Source organism: Arthrobacter crystallopoietes, from assembly GCF_002849715.1.
Classification (GTDB): Bacteria; Actinomycetota; Actinomycetes; order Actinomycetales; family Micrococcaceae; genus Crystallibacter; species Crystallibacter crystallopoietes.
In genome coordinates, this window is the sequence record NZ_CP018863.1 from 4368303 (window position 1) to 4386667 (window position 18365).

The window sequence follows — 18365 nt, forward strand, 5'->3', positions numbered from 1 at the left end:
TATCGTGTTTCCTATGCAGATCGCGGCACAAAGGGGCGCCGGTGTGCGCAACCAGGCCTCCCGGGTCTGCTGTGGAGGAGCGGTTAATCACATATGCATGCCGGACGGTGCATGTGCGGGAACGGCCGCATTAGGTGCATAGTTAAGGTTTCGGGGTGCATCAAGGCGCGGACCGGTGCCGCGGACAGAAACACGAATAAAGGCTGGATATTGATCGGTAACGCGACGTTTCGACATGACAACACGGCACTGCTGGCCGTCACAAGTGTGGAGGCGCCGGTAGTCGTCAGTTCCGCGGAGTTCGACGAGCGCCTGGCCCCCAGCCTCAAGCGTCTGCGCCTTTCCAAGCGTCTGCTCGAGCGTGTCGCCGGAGTATCCGAACGCCGCTGGTGGTCACCGGGCACAAGTTTCGACGACGCCGCCATCGAAGCCGGTGCCAAAGCCATGGCTGAGGCCGGCATCGAGCCGGACGAAATCGGCCTGCTGATCAATACTTCGGTGACCCGCAAGAACCTCGAGCCATCCGTGGCGGTGAAGATCCACCACAGCTTGGGTTTGCCGTCGTCGGCCATTAACTTCGACCTGGCCAATGCCTGCCTCGGGTTCGTCAACGGGATCTCCTTGGCGGCCAACATGATTGACTCGGGCCAGATCAAGTACGCGCTCATCGTCGCCGGCGAAGATGCGCAGCAGACCCAGGAAACCACGTTCAAACGGCTGAACGACCCCGAGTCCTCCCGGGAAGACTACCTGCGCGAATTCGCCACGCTGACGCTGGGCTCCGGCGCCGCCGCAGCCGTGATCGGCCCGGCGGACCTGCACCCCGGCTCGCACCGGATCATCGGCGGTGTCTCGCGCGCCGGAACCGAACACCACGGCCTGTGCGTGGGCGGCCAGGACGGGATGTTCACCGATACCAAGGGGCTGCTGGAGGGCGGGCTTGAACTGGTGGTCACGGCGTGGCACGAGGCGCACGACAACGGCTGGAACTGGGGATCCATGGACCGCTACGTCACCCACCAGGTCTCCAATTCCTACACCAACGCCATCATCAAGGCGGTCAACCTCGTCAAGGAGAGGGTACCGATCACCTTCCCGAAGTGGGGCAACGTGGGCCCGGCGTCGCTCCCGATGACCCTGGCCCAGGAAGCGCAGAGCCTCAACGCCGGCGACCGTGTCCTGTGCATGGGCGTGGGCTCCGGACTGAACACGTCCATGATGGAGATTGCGTGGTAACTGAGCTGTGGCCCGGCGTCCGGGCTGTTTGGTCCCGCCGCGTCAACGTACCTTCGACGGCTGCAGCGGACCCGGACGGCAGCACACACACCTGGCATCTGCTCGACAACGGCCCCCAACTGGAAGAGCGCGGGATCACGCCCGCCGGCACGCTGCTCTGCGTTCATGGCAATCCCACGTGGTCCTACCTCTGGCGCGGCCTGCTGGCCGCAGCGACCGAGGCGGACCGGCCCTGGCGGGTGGTCGCCGTCGACCAGCTGGACATGGGTTTCTCCGCCCGCACGGGTACGTTCCGCCGTCTTGAGGACCGCATCACGGATCTGGGCGACCTGACCCGCGAGCTGGACCTCACAGGCCCGGTTGTCACCGTCGGCCACGACTGGGGCGGCCTGATCTCTCTGGGCTGGGCCACACGCCACCGGCAGCAGCTCGCCGCCGTCGTCCTGACGAACACGGCCGTTCATCCGGCTGGCTACTCCGTCCCCGCCCCGCTGCAGCTCGCGCTGCACCCGGCCGTGCACAGCTGGGGAACGACGACGTCGGCCGCTTTCCTCCGCGTGACACATGCTTTGGCGCATCCCCCGCTGGCCAAGGACGTCCGCGAAGCGTTCATGGCACCGTACCGCAGCGCCGAACGCAGGTCCGGGGTGGGCAATTTCGTCGCCGACATCCCCGCGGATCCATCTGCCCCCAGCTGGGGCACGCTTACCGGGGTAGCCGACGGCATCCATTCGCTGGACGTTCCGGCCCTGGTCCTGTGGGGGCCGAAGGATCCGATCTTCTCCGACCGCTACCTGCGCGATCTGCTGCAGCGCCTGCCGCAGGCGGACGTGCACCGTTTCGAAGGTGCCGGCCATCTGCTTCCCGAAGACGCAGACATCGCAAGCCCCGTCTTTAACTGGCTGGACAGGTTGAAGCCCGGCCTCGACTTGGACAGCGGGGGAAGCAAACAGGCCAATGCGACGGCAGGTGGCAGCGCTTCCGAAAGCGGCACATTCCAAGCCGCGCCGACAGTGACCGCAGCAGGCACGGGCTCGTTCCGTCCTATGCTGGCCGAACTGGCCGAGCGCGCCGGGGACAGTTCGCCGGCCGTGGTGGATATGGCCCCGCTCGACGCTGAGCCGGGAACCGGCCCGCGGACATTGTCGTGGGCCGAACTTGCCGCTGTTGTAGACCGTCTGGCGGCGGGCTTGTCGTCCATCGGGGTCAAGGCCGGAGACCGCGTCAACCTCTTGGTTCCGCCCGGCATCGAACTGACGAGCCTGATCTACGCGTGCCTGAAGCTCGGCGCCGTCATCGTGGTTGCCGACGCCGGCCTGGGCGCCACCGGCCTGAGCCGTGCCATCAAGGGTGCCGGGCCGAAGTTCATTATCGGAATCGAACGCGCCTTCGTTGCCGCCCGACTCTTCCAATGGCCCGGGGTGAAGATCAGCGCCACGGCCATGAGCGCGCCCAAACGCGCGCTGTACGGCGTGAGCCACACAGTGGAGGACCTGCTGCAGTCGATTCCGGTCATGCCCGGTACCGAAGGCGTCACATCGGATCCGCAACCGGACGCGGATGCCGCCATCCTCTTCACTTCTGGCTCCACCGGACCGGCGAAGGGCGTGGTCTACACGCACCGGCAGCTGGCCGCCATGCGGGATACCTTGAAGGACACGTACAAGCTGCAGGCCGGCACCGCACTGGTTGCCGGTTTCGCCCCCTTCGCCTTGCTGGGACCCGCGCTGGGAGCCACCTCGGTCACCCCCGACATGGACGTCACGGCGCCCAAGACCCTGACCGCGGCGGCACTGGCCGAAGCCGCGGCCGCCGTGCAGGCGACGGCCGTTTTCGCGTCCCCTGCGGCGCTGAACAACGTCGTTGCCACCGCCGTCGAGCTCTCCGGCCCACAGCGCGGCGCCTTGGGTGAGGTTGAACTGCTCCTCTCCGCCGGCGCGCCGATCCCGGAGCCGCTGCTGGCCAAAGTCCAACGGCTCGTCCCCAACGCATCCCTGCACACGCCGTACGGGATGACCGAGGCCTTGCCCGTCACCGATATCAGCCTTGAAGAAATCCGGGCAGCAGGTAGGGGCAACGGCGTCTGCGTCGGCACTCCCGTGTCCGGCGCCAAGGTTGCCGTCACTGCCCTGAACCCCGACGGCAGCAGCACGGATGAGCCCGTCACCCGGCCCGGTGTCACCGGCGAGATCCTGGTCAATGCTGCGCATGTGAAGGACCGCTATGACCGGCTGTGGATCACCGAATCGCGCAGCAGATCCGTCCCTGGCTGGCACCGCACCGGCGACGTGGGGCATCTTGACGACGCCGGACGCCTCTGGGTCGAGGGACGGCTGGCACACATCCTGACCACCGCCCACGGCGTCAGGACGCCCGTGGCCGCCGAGCAAGCAGCCGAAACGGTCCCCCAGGTGGCGCGGGCGGCCGTGGTGGGCGTCGGCCCCGGCGGTGCCCAGGTTCCGGTCGCCGTCGTCGAAACGCAGCCGCAGGCACGGAAACCCGCTCCGGCTCCTTGGAAGCTCAGCGCCGAGGTACGCGACAGAGTCGCAGCAGAGACCGGTCTGGATCTCGCATCCGTCCTGGCGGTGCCCGAGCTGCCTACCGATATCCGGCACAATTCCAAGATCGACCGGGCCGCATTGGCACAGTGGGCGGCGAAGGCGCTGGCCGGAGGACGGATGGGCCGGCCATGAGCACCGGAACCGCCCGGGGCCGGAACATCTTGGTCACTGGGGCCAGCGGCATGCTTGGCGGTGCCGTCGCCCGGCTGCTGATGGAACAAGGCCACCGCGTGCGCACCTTCCAGCGGCGTCCGGCTGCCTTGGCCCGGAATGCGGCACAGGCAGAAACGGTTCAAGGGTCGCTGACCGACGAGCTGGCCGTGGCCCGCGCCGTCGCGGGCGTTGACGCCGTCGTGCATTTGGCTGCGAAGGTTTCCTTCACCGGCGAATGGAGCGATTTTGTCGCCACCAATATCGAAGGTACCCGGAGTCTGCTCAAGGCCGCCCGTGGTGCCGGTGTACGGGATTTTGTGTTCGTCTCTTCGCCGTCGGTCGCCCATTTCGGTGCGGCCATTGCCGGCGCCGGGGCCGGAACTGCGGATCCCGAACGCGCGCACGGAAACTATGCCAGATCCAAGGCTGCCGCCGAGCTGCTTGCGTTGGCAGAAGACTCTCCCGGTTTCCGGGTGGCCGCCGTACGTCCGCACGTCGTCTGGGGTCCCGGGGACACCCAGCTGGTGGAGCGGGTCGTGGCGCGGGCACGGGCTGGCCGGCTGCCCCTGTTGGACCATGGCACCGCGCTGATCGACAGCACCTACATCGACAATGCCGCCGCCGCCATTGCGCGCACGCTGGAGCGGATGGACCACGCCCACGGGCAGGCGCTGGTGGTTACCAACGGCCAGCCGCGGCCGGTCGGCGAACTGCTGGCCGGCATCTGCGCGGCTGCCGATGTGCGGCCTCCGGCCTGGAATGTGCCGGGCTGGCTGGCCCGGGGTACCGGCAGTGTGATCGAGCGCGCGTGGAGTGCAGCCGGTAAACGCGGCCTGGTCCGCGACGAACCGCCGATGACAAGGTTCCTGGCCGAACAGCTCTCCACCGCGCACTGGTTCGACCAGCGCCGCACGCGCGAGGTGCTGGACTGGTCCCCTGCGGTCAGCATCGAAGAGGGCCTGGACCGGCTCGCGGAGCACTACCTCGGCCGGTCCGGCCGGCGCCTCTAACTACCACCCGCAGGAGAATCAGCATGCAGAGTCTGAAACATATCGCCGACTGGCCGGTCCCGAATGCATCCACCGCTGTGATCGGGAAGGACGGCGGACTGCTGGGCTCCCACGGAGACCAGGACCGCCATTACGCGTTGGCCTCCGTCACCAAACTGCTCAGCGCCTATGCGGTGCTGATGGCGGTGGAGGAAGGCGCCTTGGAACTGGACCAGCCTGCAGGACCGGAAGGTTCAACCGTCCGGCACCTGCTGGCACACAGCGGCGGCTACGACTTCGGCGACCGCTCCGTGCGCTATACCCCCGGCGAACGCCGCCTGTACTCCAATGCTGGCTTCGAGGTCCTCGGCGAAACCGTGGAACACGCAACCGGAATGGCCTTCGCCGACTATCTGCGCGACGGCGTCCTGCTGCCGCTGGGCATGCAGCAGACTTCGCTGGAGGGCTCCCCGGCCGCCGGAGCTACCTCCACCGTCACCGATTTGTCGCGCTTCGCGGCGGAGCTGCAGCAACCCAAGCTGCTGGATCCTTCCACGCTGTCCGAAGCCACGTCCGTGGTTTTCCCCGGACTGGCAGGCGTGCTGCCCGGCTTCGGGCGCCAGAAGGACAATGACTGGGGCCTGGGCTTCGAAATCCGCAACGGCAAGCAGCCGCACTGGACCGGCGCGAACAGTTCACCGCGCACTTTCGGCCATTTCGGCCAGTCCGGCACCTTCCTCTGGGTGGACCCGGAAGCCGGTGTCGCCTGTGTCATGCTCACGGACCGTGACTTCGGCCCTTGGGCAGCCGAGGCCTGGCCGGCTTTCACCGATGCGGCGCTGGCCGATCTGGCCACCTGAGCCAAGCCTGCCGGCAGTGCAATGCCGTGGACGCCTGCCTGTAGCGGAGTCCACGGCACTGCTGCAGCCTCAGCTCAGCCCGCCGAAGCCTTGGGGGCGCCAATGCCTGGGTCGATCTGGAACGGTCCGGACGCAGATGGCCGCACATCGAAATCGAAGATCGACGTCGGCAAGTACACCGTCGAGCATGAGTTGGGGATGTCCACCACGCCGGACAGCCGGCCCTCGATCGGCGCGGCGCCCAGTAGCAGGTAGGCCTGCTCGGGGCTGTAGCCAAACTTCGTCAGGTAATCGATAGCGTGCAGGCAGGCGCGCTGGTAGGACAGGTGCGAGTCCAAATAGTGCTGCTTGCCATCCAAGGTTACCGACGTGCCGGAGAAAGCCAGCCACTCGGAAAACTGCGGGTCCACGGTGCCGGGCATGAAGATAGCGTTCTCGCTGACGCCGTATGTGTCCATTCCGCCCTTGATCACTTCGAAACGCAGGTCGATAAACCCGCCCATTTCGATGGCCCCGCAGAAGGTGATTTCGCCGTCGCCTTGGGAGAAATGCAAGTCTCCTAGCGAGAAGTTGGCGCCGTCCACGAACACCGGGTAAAAGACCCGCGTCCCCTTGGTCAGATTCTTGATGTCCTGGTTTCCGCCGTTCTCCCGCGGCGGCGCTGTACGCGCGGCCTCGCCAGCAACCCGGTCAAAATCCGATTCCGGTACACCGCCCAGCAGCGCGGACTGCGGTTCCGGAGGCAGCGCCAGCGGCGGCACCCTGTCCGGATCGGTTGCGATCAGATCGCCCTCGCGTTTGTTCCACTTGGCCAGCAGTTCCGCCGAGGGCGCGGTGCCCATCAGCCCTGGATGGATGATGCCGTTGAAGGACACATTCGGCACGTGCCGTGAGGTTGCCTTCTGGCCGGTGAAGTCCCATATGGCCTTATATGCATCCGGAAACTGCTCCGTGAGGAAACCGCCGCCGTTGCTCTTGGCGAAAATGCCGGTGTAGCCCCAGCCTTGGCCGGCCAGCGGCCCGGAATCCTCCTGCGGAATCGGTCCTACGTCCAGAATGTCGACGACGAGCAGGTCACCCGGCTGGGCGCCCTCGATGGCGAACGGCCCGCTGAGTTTGTGCACGGTCAGCAGCGGGGCATTGAGGATATCTTCCGCGGAGTCGTCATTGACGATGGCCCCGTCGAACCATTCACGGCAGTCGATCCGGACGGACACACCTTGTTTGACCGTCGCCACTGGCGGGATCTCCGGATGGTAGCGGTTGTGTCCGACTTTTTCCTGGTCTTCGAATTTCTTGCTCGAGTCGAGCGGGAAAATGACTTCTGGCATTAATCTCTACTCCCCTTGTTGATGTTCTGCGTCCTGCCGATCAGGGCCGCGGAAGCTTCCGGTGCAGCGGATTGTGCGTATAACGTTGTTTGGGTGCCGTCCTGCCGGGCAGCCCGGAGACTACCTCTGGTTCGTGGGCGCTCTTGGCTGTGCCGTCCAGCAGTTTGTATGCGCTGGTCCCGGCGATGGACAGTCTCGGCGGGCTGAAGACTCTGCGGACCTGACGTCCGCAGCCAGGACATTCGGCGCTCTGCGGTGCCTGTCCGATGACGAAATTCAGCTCCACCGCATCGCACGCGGCACAGCGGTATTCGTAAAGCGTCATGAAGCCGCTCCTTGTGTTGTTGCCGGCCCTATCTGGTCTGCGTCGCTCTTTTGCCGCGACCGCCCCAGGAACAACGAGGCAGCAAAGGATGCGGCGAAAACCAGCGCACCGACCCAGGCCGTGGTGGCCGTCGAGACAAAGCTGCCGCTGAGCAACAGCAGGGCGGGGATCGTACAGGTCAACCAGCCGCAGAAGATGGCAAACCACCCTGTGGCGGCCGTGATCGAGTCCTTGCCCAGGGCCATGAGGAGGAAGAACATGAACCACAACACGGCCCACGTAATCCAGATGACGCCGAACAGCGGATCCGAGATCAGGGTGAAGCTGAGGACGCCGATGACTATCGCGACGACAGCAACAAAGAGGCTGAACCAGCCAAGTCCCTCGGCACTGATGCCAGTCAACTGCAGGATGCCGACGTAGAGGTAGGTAAAGCCGAACAGAAACAAACCGGCCGCCGCAAACGTCGGGGCCAGTTCGCCTTGGGCCTGGGACAGCAGGACGAGCGGCACCACGGTCTGCAGGGCGCCCACAAAAAGATTGAGTATCGCGGCTGATTTTCCGGGAATCCGCCCGAGCAGCATCAGCCCATTGATGAAGAGAATTGCTCCTACGTATAACAGTCCGGCACTAGCCATATTTGCCTCATCGCAAAGGAAGTGGAACTACAAACGGGTATGGGCCGAACCTAACAACCCATGGTTGCCCAGGTCAATGGGAGACGTTGGGAAAACCCTATGGCTGGGGCTTATTGCCGCTTCCGGGGGGGGGCGACGGCCAGGCTACCAGCGGCCGTTGCGCGGCCTCGGCTGGCACACCGGACAGGTGTAGGAGGAACGGTTCATGAAGATATCCCGGCGGATCTTCGTCTCCAGTCCCAGCGCGGCGCAGCGGTTGCAGTTTTCCCGCTCGCGCCCGTAGGCGTTCAGGGACCGGGCGAAGTATCCGGAAGCACCGTTAACGTTCACGTACAGGGAGTCAAAGCTGGTGCCCCCGGCGTCCAGTGCGCGGTTCATGACGTCGCGGCAGGCTTCGACCAGCCTTTCCGCTTCCTTGCGCCGCATCGTGTCGGTGGGCCGGGCATAGTGCAGCTTGGCTGCCCAGAGAGCTTCGTCGGCGTAGATGTTGCCGATCCCGGAGATCAGGCCCTGGTCCAGTATGGCGCGCTTGATTCCAGTGCGGCGGGCACGCAGGCGGCGGTAAAACGCATCGAAAGAGAAGGCAGGATCCAGCGGATCACGGGCGATGTGCGCAGCCTCCACCGGCACCAGCGGCAGGCCGGTTTCCGACAGTCCTCCCGCGTGCCCGTCCGCCGTCGGCACCAGGTCCGCCAGGAAAACTCCGCCGAAGATCCGCTGATCGATGAAGCGCAGTTCGGCTGGCATGGGCGTGCCGTCGGTATTCGCGGCAGGGCTCAGGGTGAGGCGGACTTTCAAGTGCTTTTCATCAGGCTGGACGGAATCCTCGACCAGCAGTTGCCCGCTCATCCCGAGGTGGGCCATCAACGCAAGTTGCGGCGCACCGCCGTCGTTGTTGGTTTCTTCGCGCAGCGGCAGCCAGAGGAACTTGCCGCGGCGCGCAACGTCTTCCACCCGGGTGCCTTCGACGTTGCCGCGCAGGTCCTCGGCGCCGAGCGCATGGCGGCGGATGGAGCGCTCGTCGAGGATCTCGACGCCGGTAATGGTGCGGCCGCGTACCCACTGGGCCAGGCCGCGTCGTACTACCTCGACTTCAGGCAGTTCAGGCATCTGCGGGTTCGACGGAACGCAGCTGGCGCCATGAGACGGCGGCAGCTTCCTGCTCGGCTTCCTTCTTGGAGTGGCCGGTGCCCTGGCCGTAAGCGGTGCCGCCGATGCGCAGCGTGGCCACGAACGTCCTGGCGTGGTCCGGTCCCGAGCCCTGGACGGCATATTCGACGCCGCCCATCTTGCGGGCGGCGGCCAGTTCCTGGATGCTCGTTTTCCAGTCAGTACCCGCGCCTAGTGCCTCGGCATCCGCCAGCAGAGGGGAAATGAGGCGCATGACCATTCCGCGCGCGGTTTCGATGCCGTTGACGAGGTAGGTAGCGCCGATCAGCGCTTCGACGGTGTCCGCCAGAATGGAAGACTTATCGGCGCCGTTGGTCAGCTTTTCGCCCTGGCCGAGCAGAATGTACTGGCCCAGATCCAGGTCGCGGGCAACCCCTGCCAGCGCACGGGTGCTGACGACGGCGGAACGGCGTTTTGCCAGCTCGCCCTCGGGAAGGGTGGGATTGTCGCGGTAGAGCGCATCAGTAACGGAGAAGCCGAGAATGGAGTCGCCCAGGAATTCGAGGCGCTCATTGGTCGGCAGGCCGCCGTGTTCATACGCGTAGGAGCGATGTGTCAGAGCAAGACGAAGCGTCTCGGCGTCGATTTCGACGCCGAGACGCTTCAAAAGCTCTTCAGTTGAAGGCATGCGGACGCTATTAAACGTCGGCTACCTTGCGGCCCTTGTACTCAAGGAACAGCGCGGTGCCTGCCGAGTCGGTGACGACCTTGGCCTGGTGAGGCAGGCTGTAGGTGACACGGCCGTTCTCAACGGTCTTGACCAGGTTGGGCGCAGTTGCCTTCCACTGGGACCGGCGTGCGCGCGTATTCGAGCGGGACATTTTCCGCTTGGGAACAGCCACGACTAACTCTCTTCTCTCTCGTCTGACTCTGTACGTGTTGCTGCCTCATCGGCAGCTGTGCCAGCCAACCCGGCGAGGGCTGCCCAGCGAGGATCCAAAACCTCATGTTGGTGGCCCGGATCCTCTTCAAGGCGCATCCCGCATTCAGGACAAAGGCCTTTACAGTCTTCCCGGCACACCGGCTGGAACGGCAGGGCGGTTACCACTGCGTCCCGCAACACCGGTTCGAGATCGATTGAATCGCGCTCTACCCGCCGCTGCTCTTCAGCCTCTTCATCATCCGGGCCCTGATCCTGCGGATCGAAGCCCTCGTAGTAGAAGAGTTCCTGCACCCTGACGGAGAGATCATACTCGATTGCATCCAGGCAGCGCCCGCACTCCCCCGTTACATCAACGGTGGCAGTGCCGGAAACCAGAATACCTTCGTGTACGGACTCAAGCCGCAGATCCAGCTCCATATCAGAGCCTTCCTGCACGCCAATGAGTGCTGCACCGAACTGATCCGGTGCAGGTACATGCTCGTTCAGGGTCCGCATAGTACCCGGGCTGCGCCCGAGATCCTTGACCGAAATGGCCAGGGGCGAATTTTGATCATGATTCATGATCACAACGATGAGAACTCCTATAGAACATAGACCGACGTATTATCTTAGCGCGAAGATGCCCATACTCTCAAATGGACGCTCCGCCGGACTATTGTCCTTGTTCGCCCTGCTGGAAACGTTGCAGCACGGCCTTCGGTACGAAGTCCGCGATGTCACCGCCGAGCGCCGCCACTTCCTTGATCAAAGTGGATGAGAGGTGAGTGTAATTGTTCTCCGCCGGCAGGAACACCGTTTCAACGCCAGTAAGATGACGGTTCATCCGGGCCATGGGCAGTTCGTACTGGTAATCCTGCGTGGAACGCAACCCTTTGATGATGACACCTGCACCATGGCTGCGGCAAAATTCCGCCAGCAGGCCGTCGCCCATCGGCTCCACGGTGATCCCGCGCAGGTACGACAGGGTCTGGCGGGCCATGTCCAGGCGCACGTCCAAGGAGAACCTGTATTTCTTCGCATAGTTGGTGGAGACGGCGACGATCACTTCGTCGTACATGCTGGCGGCACGGGCAATGATTTCCACGTGCCCGTTGTGCAGGGGGTCATAGGATCCAGGGCAGACGGCTCGGCGCATATCTATGAATCTAATCCATTCACTGCACAAGTCACACCACGTGAGCCCGCGGTTGTAGTGATATTACTGGGAGACATGAGCAGAACGGACGAAAACCTGGCCCAAGGATCCCCCTCCGGGAGCCGTGCACCGTGGCTACGCACGGCCGAAGGCGCCAACCTCCTCGGTGCGGACGGTCATTTGGGTGTGACCATCTTCGAGGAGATCACCACGCTGGCCGTTCGAACCGGCGCGATCAACCTTGGCCAGGGGTTCCCGGACGAGGACGGTCCCGACCTGATGCGGGAGGCTGCCCGTGACGCAATCTCGGCGGGCGCAAACCAGTATGCACCGGGCAAGGGAATCCCCGCGCTGCGCGAAGCGATCTCCGACCATCAACGGCGTTTCTATGGACTGACGCCGGACCCGGAGACGGAAATCATCGTGACCACCGGGGCTACGGAAGCCTTGGCCGCCGCCCTGCTGGCCTTGACCGGCCCCGGCGACGAGGTTCTGACCTTCGAACCGTTCTACGACTCGTACGGCGCTGTGATCGCGCTCAGCGGCGCTACCCACGTCACCGCACCGTTGCTGGCGCCCGAGTTCCAGCCGGACCTGGCCGCGCTTGAGGCTGCTTTTTCCGACCGGACCCGCGTCATCCTGGTCAACAACCCGCACAATCCGATGGGCAGTGTCTTCACCCGGGAGGCGCTCACGCGCATCGTGGAGCTGGCCAACCGACACGATGCCATCATCATCACGGATGAGGTCTACGAACACCTCACCTTCGGGGTAGCCCACATACCCGTGGCCACGCTGCCCGGCGCATCGGAGCGCACCCTGACCATTTCCTCCGCTGGCAAAACGTTCTCGCTCACCGGATGGAAAATCGGCTGGATGAGTGGACCGGCCGAGCTGGTGGCGGCGGCGCGGACCGTCAAGCAATTTCTCAGTTATTCCTCCGGCACCCCCTTCCAGGCGGCCGTGGCGGCCGGCCTCGCGCTGGACGGATCGTTCTACGAAGACTTAGCGAACACGCTGCAGCGCAAGCGGGACATCCTGAGCGAAGGCTTGCGGGCGGCGGGCATGGACGTCTTCACGCCGCAGGGTACCTACTTCATCAATGTGGACGCGGCGCCGCTGGGCGTTACCGATGCAACAGCATTGGCCCGCCGGCTCCCCGAGCTGGTCGGTGTGGCAGCCATACCGGTTCCGGTGTTCTGCCACCCGGAAGGTGCGGAACGGACCAAGTCGCTGCTGCGCTTCGCCTTCTGCAAACGTGTGGATGTGCTGGAGGAAGCGGCGTCGCGGATCGCCACCTTGAAGGACAGGCTCTAACGGTGCCGAACCGGTTCCTTCGCGGCAGCGGCCTGCATGCCTCCATCGACCCGGACACCAGGGTGCCGGGAGCGTACATCCTGAGTATCGGCGGAGCCGAACAGTCACATGTCGATCTGAAGCACCCGGAGCATGTCTTCTACGAGTATCTGCGCCGGATTGCCAACGTTGTGGATCTTGCCGGCGAACCAGGGCAGCCTCTGCGCTCCTTGCATCTGGGCGCCGGCGCACTCACGCTGGCGCGCTACCTCCAGGCCACCAGGCCGGGCTCCGAGCAGCATGCCGTGGAATTGGAACGGGAGCTGCTGGACTACGTCATCGACCAACTGCCGCTGCCCGAGGGAACCGATCTGACAGTTTATATCGGGGATGCCCGCCAGGAACTGACCTTCGGCGATATCGACGGCGAGTTCGACGTCGTTGTTCTCGATGTCTTCGCCGGCGAAGATGCCCCGGAGCATTTGGCCACGGGCGGTTTCTACAGCGAGCTGCTCAAACTGCTGGCGCCCGGCGGAGTGCTGCTGGTCAACGTGGGTGACGACCCTCCGCTGACCTTTGCCAAGCGTCAGATCAAGGAGCTATCGGACTGTACGCCGGCGGTGGCAGTGCTGGGCGAAGCGGGCATGTTCACGAGCCGCTATGCCGGCAACCTGGTGCTCGCTGCGAGACTGGATCCGTGGCCGGAGGACTGGACGCAGTCCCTGCTGGCCGCCGGTCCACATCCTGCGCGGGTGCTCACAGGCGCCGAGCTGGAGTCATTCGTGCTGGCTTAGGACCGGTTCCGCGAACCACAACTGCGTCTCACCGTATTTGCGGCCGGAAAAACACTCCAGCCCGGCCGGCCAACATGGTTCCGGCGAACGTGAGGAGCGTTCGACGACGACCACCGACCCCTCGGCCAGGAACGGCTCCAGCAGGGCCAGGATCTCCGCCAGCTTGTCTTCGGCGAGCGGATACGGCGGATCGATCAGCACCAGGTTGTAATGCCGGCCCTCCTGCAGCCGGGCGAGGTACCCCTCGGCACCGGTGCGGTGGACCTGCACCACGGCGCGGCGCAGCACGGAATTGATCATCTCGGCGTTGCGCCGGCACACGGCCGCGGCCTTCTCCGCCAGCTCGACCAGCTCAACGCGGGCTGCTCCCCTGCTGGCGCATTCGGCCCCCAAGGCACCCGACCCCGCAAAGAGGTCCAGAACGACGGCGTCATGGATGACGTCGTACGACTCGAGCCGTGAGAACAAGGCTTCCTTGACCCGATCCGTCGTCGGCCTCGTGGCGGTGCCCGGCACATTGGCCAGCGTCATGCCGCCGGCGGCCCCGGCCACCACCCGGCTCACTGTTTACCCCCGCTCAAGGAATGCCTCTTTCTCCGGGTTGAGATACAGCTCGATGGCCTGGGCCAACTCCGGGTAGTCCCCCAGCTGCGCGTCGTGTTCGATAATCGCCGCGGCGTCGTTGCGGGCCTGTTCGATCACGGCTTCGTCCTTGATGACGCGCAGCAGCTTCAGCGTGGACTTGCCACCGGACTGGGAGGATCCCAGAATGTCGCCTTCGCGCCGCAGTTTCAGGTCGTCCTGGGCCAGCCGGAATCCGTCAGTGGTCGCTTCCACTGCTTGCAGCCGCTCCCGGCTGGGGTGGCCCGGCTCCAGGCTTGTGACCAGCAGGCATGTGCCCAGCAGCGAGCCGCGGCCCACCCGTCCCCGCAGCTGGTGAAGCTGGGAAATGCCGAACCGGTCTGCATCAAGGATCACCATCATCGTGGCATTCGGCACGTCCACACCGACTTCGATGACGGTGGTAGACACGAGGAGGTCCAGCTGCCCCTCGGTGAAAGCGGCCATGGTGGCATTCTTTTCCGTCGAGTCCAGCCTGCCGTGAAGCACACCTATGCGCACTCCGGACAAGACCGGCAGCTCCCCGAGGAACTCGGCAATCCGTTGGACGGAAGCCAGCGGACGGCTTTCCTCTCCGGCATCGGCAGTCGGCTCAAAACTCGCCGGATCCTCGCCTTCGTCGTCACCGATCTTGGGACAGACCACGTACACCTGCCTGCCGGCGTCGACCTCTTCGCGCGCCCTGGCCCAGATCCGTTCCGCCCACCCAGGGTTCTCCACCAGTCCCACGAGATGGGTACGGATCGGGGCGCGTCCGGCCGGCAGTTCCCGCAGTACCGATGTTTCCAAATCGCCGAAAACGGTCATGGCTACGGTGCGCGGGATCGGTGTGGCGGTCATGACCAGCAGGTGCGGCGGCTTGATGGCCTGTGCACGCAACTGGTCGCGCTGCTCGACGCCGAAGCGGTGCTGCTCATCCACGACGATCAGGCCCAGATCGTAATACTCAACCTCTTTCGAAAGCAGGGCGTGGGTGCCGATGACGATGCCAGCCTCGTTGCTGTTGATATCCCGCAGGACGCTGCGGCGGGCGGCTCCTACCACGGAACCAGTCAACAGCACGACCCTAGTGCCGTTTTCATCGCCGCCAAGCATGCCGCCCTCGGCCAGCGGCCCCAGCATCCGCCGGATCGATTCGTAGTGCTGGCCTGCCAGCACCTCCGTTGGCGCCATCAGGACGGCTTGGCCGCCGGCGTCGATGACCTGGAGCATGGCACGCAGGGCAACGAGTGTCTTGCCGGATCCCACTTCGCCCTGCAGCAGCCGGTTCATCGGGTGGTTCTCCGCGAGCTCCGCGGCAATGGTGGCTCCGACTTCCTGCTGGCCTCCGGTGAGAGTGAAGGGCAGCGAAGCGTCGAAACGCTCCAGCAAGCCAGCCCGGCGGTGCGGCCTGGCTGTTGCTTCCTCGGCGGCCGCTTGTGCCCTGCGCCGGGCAAGCGCGGTCTGCAGGATCAGCGCTTCCTGGTACCTGAACCTCTCGTGGGCTTTGGCCACCGATTCCATGTCCTGGGGGCGGTGGATCTGCTGGTAGGCGTCCTCCAGCGAATACAGCCGGTCGCGGATGGCGATATCGGCCGGCACCGGGTCCTCGATCCGGCTGAAGTCCACGATGTCGAGCAGAGCTTCGACGGCGGCCTTGATCCGCCAGCTGCTCAGCTTGGCCGTGGCGGGATACAGCGGGACGGGCCGCCGGGCTTCCTCTGCGTCAAAGCCGCTCTCGTCCTCAAGCAGCACGTAGTCCGGATTGGTCAGCGTCAGCTGGCTTTGGTACGTGGTGACCTTGCCGGCAAACATGGCCAGTGTGCCCGGCAGCAGTTCCTTGTCCGCACGGTAGGCGTTGAAGAAGGTCAGATGCACCTGGTTCAATCCGCGGACGGAATCATCGCTGACGACGACGTCGGTCAGGGTACCTTTGCGTGCACGCATCCGGCGCGTCGTGCAGCTGACAACGCGGGCCACCAACGTCACGTTTTCATCCCGCGGGAGCTCGGCAATACTGGTCAGCTCACCGCGCTTGAGGTAGCGGCGCGGGAAGTAATTCAGCAGTTCCCCGACCGTGGTCAGGCCCAGGTGCTTCTCCAGCGCCGAAGCGCTGCGCTGGCCCAGCCGCCGCTTCAGTTCGAATTCCACTTCTGCCGGCAGATTTTCAGTCATGGGCCTCGTACACCGGGGCGGAAAGATCGGTCACGGACAGATTGGACGGTTCAGCGAACGCCCGGATCGCGGCCAAGGCGGGCTCCGCTTCCGGGACATGGGCGTGGACCCGCCAGCGGTAGCCGACCTCCGACTCGGTCACCGCACTCAGGATCACGGAATCGCCCAGCTCGTCCAGCTGCAGGCGCAGGGTGGCGGCATCCAGTGGACTCAAGTTGATGGTGCACATGACTTCCACTCCTTCGTGTGCCTGGTCGAGATGGATATGCGGATCCTGCAGGTTGTAACCGTGCAACCCGTCCAGCAGTTCCGGCTGCAGTTCCACGCCAAGGGCACTGGAGCGCAACGTGTCCATGATCAACAGGAAGCCGACGGCTCCAGCGTCCACCACCTGCGCGGCAGCCAGCGCACCGAGTTGGTCTTCGGTCTGCACAACGGCGTCGACGGCGGCCTCAACCACTGCTTCCAGAGTGACTGCCAGACCGTGGTTCGAATCGTCGCCGTTGTGGGCGGCGCCCTGGGAATTAGCGGCCCGTGAGACTGCTTCCATGGCGGAGAGCATGGTCCCGGGCACCGGATCGCTCAACGCGGACCAGCAGCGGATCTCTGCCCGCTGGAGCGCCGCGGCCAACAACGGTCCGGTCATCCTGGTGGTGCCTTTCAGCGGTTCCGCCATCGCCGAGAGGAAGACCGCGAACAAGGTGCCGGAGTTTCCGCGAGCTTCCTCCATGGCGGCCTGACCGCTGGCCGCCAGCAGTTCGCCGACATCCGTGGTGTCCGTCTCGGCGGCAGCCAGGGAGGCTGACCTCACCGTCAGATACAGGTTGGTGCCCGTGTCCCCGTCCGCAACCGGGAAGATGTTGATGGCATTGAGCCGGTCGCTGTGGTTGCCAAGCACCTCTTCCGCTTTCGCCAGCCAGCGCTTGAGCGCCTGTGTATTCGCGGCTATCTTTGCGTGCAAGGTGTTCCAATCCCGCTGCCGCCGGCACAAAAAAGGCCAACGGACTCTTTCAGTTCTCCGGCGTTAACCGAGCCTACCGTAGCCGGAGCCTGACCGTGCGTAACGTTTTGGGCATGGCTGCAAATCAGGTGCAGTTCCCCGAGCCTCTAGCTGGCGGAAGCGAGATAATCGGCCATCGACCCATTGCTCATTGCCTCGGATATTTCGGCGATGGCCGCTTCGTCCTTGAGCACAATGGACTGGCCGTCGGCAGACATCCCGGTACCCAGTGACGGAAGCGTAAACATCTCGATGTCGTTACCGCGCACCTTCCACAGACTGGCGCCAAGGAAGGCGGCCGCCGGGCCGCTGAATTCCGAATCAACGCTGATATAAGGCGAGAATTCGGAGACGACTCCGCTCATCCGCAGCGGATTGGCCAGGGTGGTCGGTGAAAGGATTTCGGACACCAGTGCTTTGACGAACAACTGCTGGTTGGCCACTCGCTGGTAGTCGCCGTTGGTGAACGACTTGCGCTCCCGGACGAAATTCAGGGCGGACTCGCCGTCGAGGGTCTGCACACCTTCGGGGAAGGATTCGCCGTTTCCGCCGGTGATCTGGAAGGCGGCAGGATTATCGATCTCCACCCCGCCAAGGGCGTCAGTCAGCGACCGGAAGCCGGCAAAATCAACGGAGGCCACATGGTCGATGCGCGCGTTGAACAATGTCTCTATCGTTTCGACCACCAACGGGGTGCCGCCGAACGCCATGGCGGAGTTGATCTTGTGCTCTCCATAACCGGGGATCGTGGTCCAGGTGTCGCGCATGATCGACATGACGTAGACCTTGTCGCGGTTTTCCGGTACATGCACGAGCATCATCGTGTCCGTCCGGCCGCCGTTGGGAACTCCGGCCAGGTTTTCACCCTCGCCGCTTCCGCCGTCAGCGTCAGTTCCCATCAGCAAAATGTTCTTGGAGCCATCACCGGCTACCTTGCTGACACGGTTCTCCGGGAACGCATTCTCAATTTTCTGCGAATTGTTGTCGAAGACGTTTGCCAGGTAAAAGACATAGCTGCCGCCGATAACGATGGCCACGGCCAGCAAGGCCGCCAGCACGGCGAGCACCTTGCGCACGGGCCGGCGCTTGCGGCGGCGGGGAGGGGCGTAGTCATAGTCGTAGTCAGACGTCATTCATTCACTTTCTTGAAACGGGCCACGGACGAGCATAGTGGCCGAAACTGGACGATTCCTGCAAGGCCCTGCCGTTCAACGGCGAG

General features: G+C 64.5%; 18 protein-coding genes. 6 read left to right on the forward strand and 12 right to left on the reverse strand.

The genetic code is table 11. The features are described from left to right. Positions 1 to 210 precede the first annotated feature (210 nt). Genes AC20117_RS20085 through AC20117_RS20100 form a run of 4 tightly spaced genes read left to right on the forward strand, consistent with a single transcriptional unit; the run spans position 211 to position 5799 of the window. Positions 211 to 1236 (forward strand): 3-oxoacyl-ACP synthase III, encoded by a 1026-nt coding sequence (locus AC20117_RS20085; RefSeq protein ID WP_074702028.1) that lies wholly within the window; start codon positions 211 to 213, stop codon positions 1234 to 1236. Next, entirely contained in the window at positions 1230 to 3929 is a 2700-nt protein-coding gene (locus AC20117_RS20090; RefSeq protein ID WP_074702026.1) for an alpha/beta fold hydrolase, read from the forward strand. The genes AC20117_RS20085 and AC20117_RS20090 overlap by 7 nt, the downstream gene beginning before the upstream one ends. Next, entirely contained in the window at positions 3926 to 4960 is a 1035-nt protein-coding gene (locus tag AC20117_RS20095) for an NAD-dependent epimerase/dehydratase family protein (RefSeq protein WP_074702025.1), read from the forward strand. The genes AC20117_RS20090 and AC20117_RS20095 overlap by 4 nt, the downstream gene beginning before the upstream one ends. A gap of 23 nt (positions 4961 to 4983) precedes the next feature. Then, positions 4984 to 5799: a serine hydrolase domain-containing protein gene (locus AC20117_RS20100; protein WP_074702024.1), complete on the forward strand. Its 816-nt coding sequence runs from the start codon at positions 4984 to 4986 to the stop codon at positions 5797 to 5799. Positions 5800 to 5873: 74 nt separating this feature from the next. On the opposite strand, the gene fmdA is transcribed toward AC20117_RS20100, so the two are convergent. The 8 genes from fmdA to coaD all read right to left on the reverse strand — a co-directional run bounded on the left by fmdA (position 5874) and on the right by coaD (position 11281). After that, positions 5874 to 7130 (reverse strand): formamidase, encoded by a 1257-nt coding sequence (fmdA, locus tag AC20117_RS20105; protein WP_074702022.1) that lies wholly within the window; start codon positions 7128 to 7130, stop codon positions 5874 to 5876. A 40-nt stretch (positions 7131 to 7170) separates the two neighbouring features. Beyond that, positions 7171 to 7455: an FmdB family zinc ribbon protein gene (locus AC20117_RS20110; protein WP_074702020.1), complete on the reverse strand. Its 285-nt coding sequence runs from the start codon at positions 7453 to 7455 to the stop codon at positions 7171 to 7173. Then, positions 7452 to 8093: an AmiS/UreI family transporter gene (locus AC20117_RS20115; protein ID WP_074702019.1), complete on the reverse strand. Its 642-nt coding sequence runs from the start codon at positions 8091 to 8093 to the stop codon at positions 7452 to 7454. The genes AC20117_RS20110 and AC20117_RS20115 overlap by 4 nt, the downstream gene beginning before the upstream one ends. A 144-nt stretch (positions 8094 to 8237) precedes the next feature. Further along, a complete protein-coding gene (mutM, locus tag AC20117_RS20120) occupies positions 8238 to 9203 on the reverse strand; it encodes a bifunctional DNA-formamidopyrimidine glycosylase/DNA-(apurinic or apyrimidinic site) lyase (protein ID WP_074702017.1) in 966 nt (321 codons plus the stop codon). Then, complete coding sequence (rnc, locus tag AC20117_RS20125) at positions 9196 to 9891, reverse strand: ribonuclease III (RefSeq protein WP_074702015.1); 696 nt, start codon at positions 9889 to 9891, stop codon at positions 9196 to 9198. Before rnc ends, mutM begins: the two co-directional genes overlap by 8 nt. A 10-nt stretch (positions 9892 to 9901) precedes the next feature. Further along, positions 9902 to 10105 carry a 50S ribosomal protein L32 gene (rpmF, locus tag AC20117_RS20130; protein ID WP_055240805.1) on the reverse strand — a complete coding sequence of 68 codons (204 nt, stop codon included), beginning with the start codon at positions 10103 to 10105 and terminating at the stop codon, positions 9902 to 9904. 2 nt (positions 10106 to 10107) lie between these two features. Beyond that, the gene (locus AC20117_RS20135) at positions 10108 to 10683 is read right to left on the reverse strand and encodes a YceD family protein (protein ID WP_074703372.1); all 576 of its coding nucleotides are present in this window, start codon (positions 10681 to 10683) and stop codon (positions 10108 to 10110) included. 115 nt (positions 10684 to 10798) lie between these two features. Further along, complete coding sequence (gene coaD, locus AC20117_RS20140; protein ID WP_074702014.1) at positions 10799 to 11281, reverse strand: pantetheine-phosphate adenylyltransferase; 483 nt, start codon at positions 11279 to 11281, stop codon at positions 10799 to 10801. 75 nt (positions 11282 to 11356) lie between these two features. On the opposite strand from coaD, the gene AC20117_RS20145 reads away from it, so the two are divergent. Together AC20117_RS20145 and AC20117_RS20150 are read left to right on the forward strand one after the other, a co-directional pair. Next, on the forward strand, positions 11357 to 12598 hold the full coding sequence (locus AC20117_RS20145) for an aminotransferase class I/II-fold pyridoxal phosphate-dependent enzyme (RefSeq protein ID WP_074702012.1): 1242 nt from the start codon (positions 11357 to 11359) through the stop codon (positions 12596 to 12598). Positions 12599 to 12600: 2 nt separating this feature from the next. Then, positions 12601 to 13371 carry a spermidine synthase gene (locus AC20117_RS20150; RefSeq protein WP_074702010.1) on the forward strand — a complete coding sequence of 257 codons (771 nt, stop codon included), beginning with the start codon at positions 12601 to 12603 and terminating at the stop codon, positions 13369 to 13371. On the opposite strand, the gene rsmD is transcribed toward AC20117_RS20150, so the two are convergent. The 4 genes from rsmD to AC20117_RS20170 form a co-directional block, all read right to left on the reverse strand. Then, positions 13354 to 13935: a 16S rRNA (guanine(966)-N(2))-methyltransferase RsmD gene (gene rsmD / locus AC20117_RS20155; protein ID WP_074702009.1), complete on the reverse strand. Its 582-nt coding sequence runs from the start codon at positions 13933 to 13935 to the stop codon at positions 13354 to 13356. The genes AC20117_RS20150 and rsmD overlap by 18 nt on opposite strands. Before the next feature lie 3 nt (positions 13936 to 13938). Next, positions 13939 to 16146 carry an ATP-dependent DNA helicase RecG gene (locus AC20117_RS20160; protein ID WP_236777381.1) on the reverse strand — a complete coding sequence of 736 codons (2208 nt, stop codon included), beginning with the start codon at positions 16144 to 16146 and terminating at the stop codon, positions 13939 to 13941. Beyond that, positions 16139 to 17107: a DAK2 domain-containing protein gene (locus AC20117_RS20165; protein WP_101632655.1), complete on the reverse strand. Its 969-nt coding sequence runs from the start codon at positions 17105 to 17107 to the stop codon at positions 16139 to 16141. Before AC20117_RS20165 ends, AC20117_RS20160 begins: the two co-directional genes overlap by 8 nt. Positions 17108 to 17253: 146 nt before the next feature. Continuing rightward, positions 17254 to 18279, reverse strand: coding sequence for an LCP family protein (locus tag AC20117_RS20170; RefSeq protein ID WP_074702007.1), 1026 nt, complete (start codon positions 18277 to 18279; stop codon positions 17254 to 17256). Between the last annotated feature and the right edge of the window lie 86 nt (positions 18280 to 18365).

Excerpts from the sequence above, each read along its gene's own strand:
- AC20117_RS20095 (WP_074702025.1), top strand. The coding sequence starts at position 3,926 with ATGAGCACCGGAACCGCCCGGGGCCGGAACATCTTGGTCACTGGGGCC.
- AC20117_RS20100 (WP_074702024.1), top strand. The coding sequence starts at position 4,984 with ATGCAGAGTCTGAAACATATCGCCGACTGGCCGGTCCCGAATGCATCC.
- fmdA (WP_074702022.1), bottom strand. The coding sequence starts at position 7,130 with ATGCCAGAAGTCATTTTCCCGCTCGACTCGAGCAAGAAATTCGAAGAC.
- AC20117_RS20110 (WP_074702020.1), bottom strand. The coding sequence starts at position 7,455 with ATGACGCTTTACGAATACCGCTGTGCCGCGTGCGATGCGGTGGAGCTG.
- AC20117_RS20115 (WP_074702019.1), bottom strand. The coding sequence starts at position 8,093 with ATGGCTAGTGCCGGACTGTTATACGTAGGAGCAATTCTCTTCATCAAT.
- mutM (WP_074702017.1), bottom strand. The coding sequence starts at position 9,203 with ATGCCTGAACTGCCTGAAGTCGAGGTAGTACGACGCGGCCTGGCCCAG.
- rnc (WP_074702015.1), bottom strand. The coding sequence starts at position 9,891 with ATGCCTTCAACTGAAGAGCTTTTGAAGCGTCTCGGCGTCGAAATCGAC.
- coaD (WP_074702014.1), bottom strand. The coding sequence starts at position 11,281 with ATGCGCCGAGCCGTCTGCCCTGGATCCTATGACCCCCTGCACAACGGG.
- AC20117_RS20145 (WP_074702012.1), top strand. The coding sequence starts at position 11,357 with ATGAGCAGAACGGACGAAAACCTGGCCCAAGGATCCCCCTCCGGGAGC.
- AC20117_RS20160 (WP_236777381.1), bottom strand. The coding sequence starts at position 16,146 with ATGACTGAAAATCTGCCGGCAGAAGTGGAATTCGAACTGAAGCGGCGG.
- AC20117_RS20170 (WP_074702007.1), bottom strand. The coding sequence starts at position 18,279 with ATGACGTCTGACTACGACTATGACTACGCCCCTCCCCGCCGCCGCAAG.